Source organism: Methanospirillum sp. (genome assembly GCF_035406105.1).
GTDB lineage: Archaea > Halobacteriota > Methanomicrobia > Methanomicrobiales > Methanospirillaceae > Methanospirillum.
This window is the reverse complement of record NZ_DAONKG010000270.1, coordinates 1-2,931: the sequence shown is the minus strand read 5'-3', so window position 1 is coordinate 2,931 and position 2,931 is coordinate 1. Positions and strand designations below refer to the sequence as shown.

The 2,931-nt window shown below is 44.8% G+C and carries 3 protein-coding genes; all 3 read left to right on the top strand.

What is annotated here, in order from left to right:
* Positions 1-164: 164 nt before the first annotated feature.
* The gene (locus PLA23_RS12215; RefSeq protein WP_324475359.1) at positions 165-1,118 is read left to right on the top strand and encodes a hypothetical protein; all 954 of its coding nucleotides are present in this window, start codon (positions 165-167) and stop codon (positions 1,116-1,118) included.
* 484 nt (positions 1,119-1,602) lie between these two features.
* The gene (locus PLA23_RS12210) at positions 1,603-2,100 is read left to right on the top strand and encodes a DUF7123 family protein (RefSeq protein WP_324329819.1); all 498 of its coding nucleotides are present in this window, start codon (positions 1,603-1,605) and stop codon (positions 2,098-2,100) included.
* Between the two features lie 138 nt (positions 2,101-2,238).
* Entirely contained in the window at positions 2,239-2,886 is a 648-nt protein-coding gene (locus PLA23_RS12205) for a B3/B4 domain-containing protein (protein WP_324329817.1), read from the top strand.
* Positions 2,887-2,931: the final 45 nt, after the last annotated feature.

The following is a 2,931-nucleotide window of genomic DNA, read 5'->3' as shown; positions in this document are numbered from 1 at the left end:
TTCCAATTGGGATAGTTGGAAAATTGTAAGAACATCCGATGGAGAAAAATACGATACCGGTATAGTATACTAGATACCAATGCGGAAAACCCGGAACACATCAGGATACGAGATACACTCATCCAACCGTTTATATAGTATCCTTCGGCCGTCGCTCTGATATCATGAACAATTCTTTTCATAGTGAACAATCACCGGATGAAACCCGTTCGTATGATGAAATTCTGTCTGAATATTACTCATGGCAGAATGCGGTAAAAATTATTCACAAAGGTGCCGGGTGTCCTCTCTGTGGGAGAAGAGACAGGCTCATCGGGATAACACAAAAGACCGGGATCTGTATATCCTGCACGGAGCGGATGGAGTCATATAAACAGTGGATAGAGGATCAGATTATTCGAAAGACTCTCAGGCTGGAGAATATCAGTTCTCAGGAGATTCCTTTTTTAATATCCCTTTCTGATCAGGACAAATACGCACTTCTTTTCCGGCTCATTCAAAACCAGACCGTGACAGGTCAGAAGAATGCACTCGGACTGGTCAGGTCATGGATTGATCTCCTCCAGATTGAGACCGATACCGATTATTTCTTAGAGGTCTTTTACCCCGTTTATCTCAAAGAATTCACGACAAAACCCGGTCTTTTACCAGAGTGGTGCGCAGAGATTCCCATAGGTCTTCGGGATATCAGAAAACCCGGCGAGATGATCTTTTATATTGACCAGATGGTTGTCTATGACCAGAAGGAAGTGCACATCAGGAAAAAAACCGGAAAATTGTTCACTCTGACCTGGGGGCGGGACCGTATTTACTCTCATGCCAAAGCCGGTGAAGAGACTGACTGGGATTTTTTTGAGGTATATCAGGGTACAGTGGTGATATCTTCCGACCGGATAATCCCGATGCAGGCTGATGGGACCAGTCCGTTCGTCTTTCTGAATGCACGAATAAAAAAACTTACTCTGATTCCACTTGGAATCGATATCATCCTTGACGGACATGACCGGCCATATCGCATTACCGGGCTGAACGAGGCGCGGGCAGGCAACATCAGATTCTGCATGGAGCACCTGGTGAAAAAAGGAACGGGTATTGAGCGGGCAACCAACCAGGAATAAGGCATATGTAAAGCGGACAATATCAGATTTTTTTTCTCGCCTGCAGAACACCGACTGAACCTTCCCGCACCGACAACAGTATTCAGGGTTTGATTATCCTGAACGGGGGAATATCCTCCATCAAAATAGGTATGAAAACTGGTTGCAACCGGTTGCAACTGTTCATTTCAGGTATTTCGCCACGAGACCAGTGCTGAGCAGTAATCTTAGAAGATAAACTTTCTTCTCTTTGAACTGGTAACAACAGATCCACCTATCAGTAATGCACAAATCATGGGCCATTATCTGCTAATTTTGTAAAATAGAAATTATTTACCATAGAAATTATTTTCAGACTGATTTTAAGCGGTTTTATCTACAGACCTTATACACTGTTTCATTCAATACTGATGTGTCACGGGGAGACCGAGCAGCAGAGATGTCCAGGCATACATGGTCTGGATCATCTGTGCTCCCCTTTCCGGTGAGAAGAGGTATCTGAACAATGCATGTCCTCCTACAATGCAATACTCCCTGCCTTCTCATCTGCCGGAAAGGAAACCCGGGTATCTGCCCGTACCTCTCCCGAAGAGTAATGTCCACAGGAACCGAAAGAAAACCCCATTGGCCTGGCAGGGTGTCAGGCCTTCCTCCTACAATCCGGGTATTTCTGAACGCTCCACACCTACTATCACCGAGGTTGAAAAAAATGATTCCAAAAAGCAGATTCAGCACGAAGTACAATGAAAACCAGATCACCCTGATCAATTATCTCAAGTCCCAGCTTCATAATGGAAGATGTTTTCTCAAGTCCAAATATATAGCAAAAGAACTTGGCTTATCGTCCAAAGAGGTCGGAACCAACATGGCAATCCTCTCAGAGATTTGCCCTGAGTTTACTATAGAGCGATATAGTTACTCAAACAGTACAACCTGGCTTGTTACCCCAGGAAATACACAGGGTTTCCAGAGAAAAATGGACTATCCGGTTGCATCAGTCTGAGTGCAGCATCCTGCTTAATCCCCCCATATCCTTTTTTACGAATTCTGACCTGTCTCGTCCGGGTAATTGCATAATCCTTGAGAGATAGATACCTGATTCTACCAGCATGTTTTCTATGGGTCAGGACCAATACCATGTATGATTATTCATGAAGATATCAGGAAAGCTTTTCCCGGCATTTTTGTCTTTGAAGGTGATATTGGACCATTATCGCTTACTGACAAAAATCCCCATCTTGAACAATTAAAAGAGGAAGTCATTACTGAAACAAAGAACCGGTTTACTCTTGAACAGGTGAAAGATGACCCGCTTTTCAGGGCATACCGCGATTTCTTCTGGAGCGTCGGAGTTGACCCGACAAAGACCAGACCTGCGTCTGAAGCACTGGTTAGAAGAATTCTTGCCGGAAAACCGCTGCCTTCTATCAATACCGCCGTTGATGCATATAATCTGGCTTCAGTCAGGACCGGAGTTCCCATTGGTGCTTTTGATGCGGATCTCCTTGTGGGAGAGATTACAATGCGGTTTGCGCAGGAAGGAGAGAAGTTTCTGGGGATAGGAATGGAAAGACCCCTCACCCTGCAAAGAAACCAGGTTATCCTCACCGATGAGAACGAGATCATTGCAGTGTATCCATACCGGGACTCGGATGGAACGAAGATAACACAAGATACGAAAAAGATACATATCGTATCATGTGGTGTCCCAAAAATTGAGCCACAGACCGTGATGGCGGCATATGAATTGGCTGCAGAGTATTTGAAAGAGTATAATGCGGGGAGATGATTCGATACGTGCGGATACCATCAGGATCATACTCACAGGTTCCCG

Excerpts from the sequence above, each read along its gene's own strand:
- PLA23_RS12205 (WP_324329817.1), top strand. The coding sequence starts at position 2,239 with ATGATTATTCATGAAGATATCAGGAAAGCTTTTCCCGGCATTTTTGTC.
- PLA23_RS12215 (WP_324475359.1), top strand. The coding sequence starts at position 165 with ATGAACAATTCTTTTCATAGTGAACAATCACCGGATGAAACCCGTTCG.
- PLA23_RS12210 (WP_324329819.1), top strand. The coding sequence starts at position 1,603 with ATGCATGTCCTCCTACAATGCAATACTCCCTGCCTTCTCATCTGCCGG.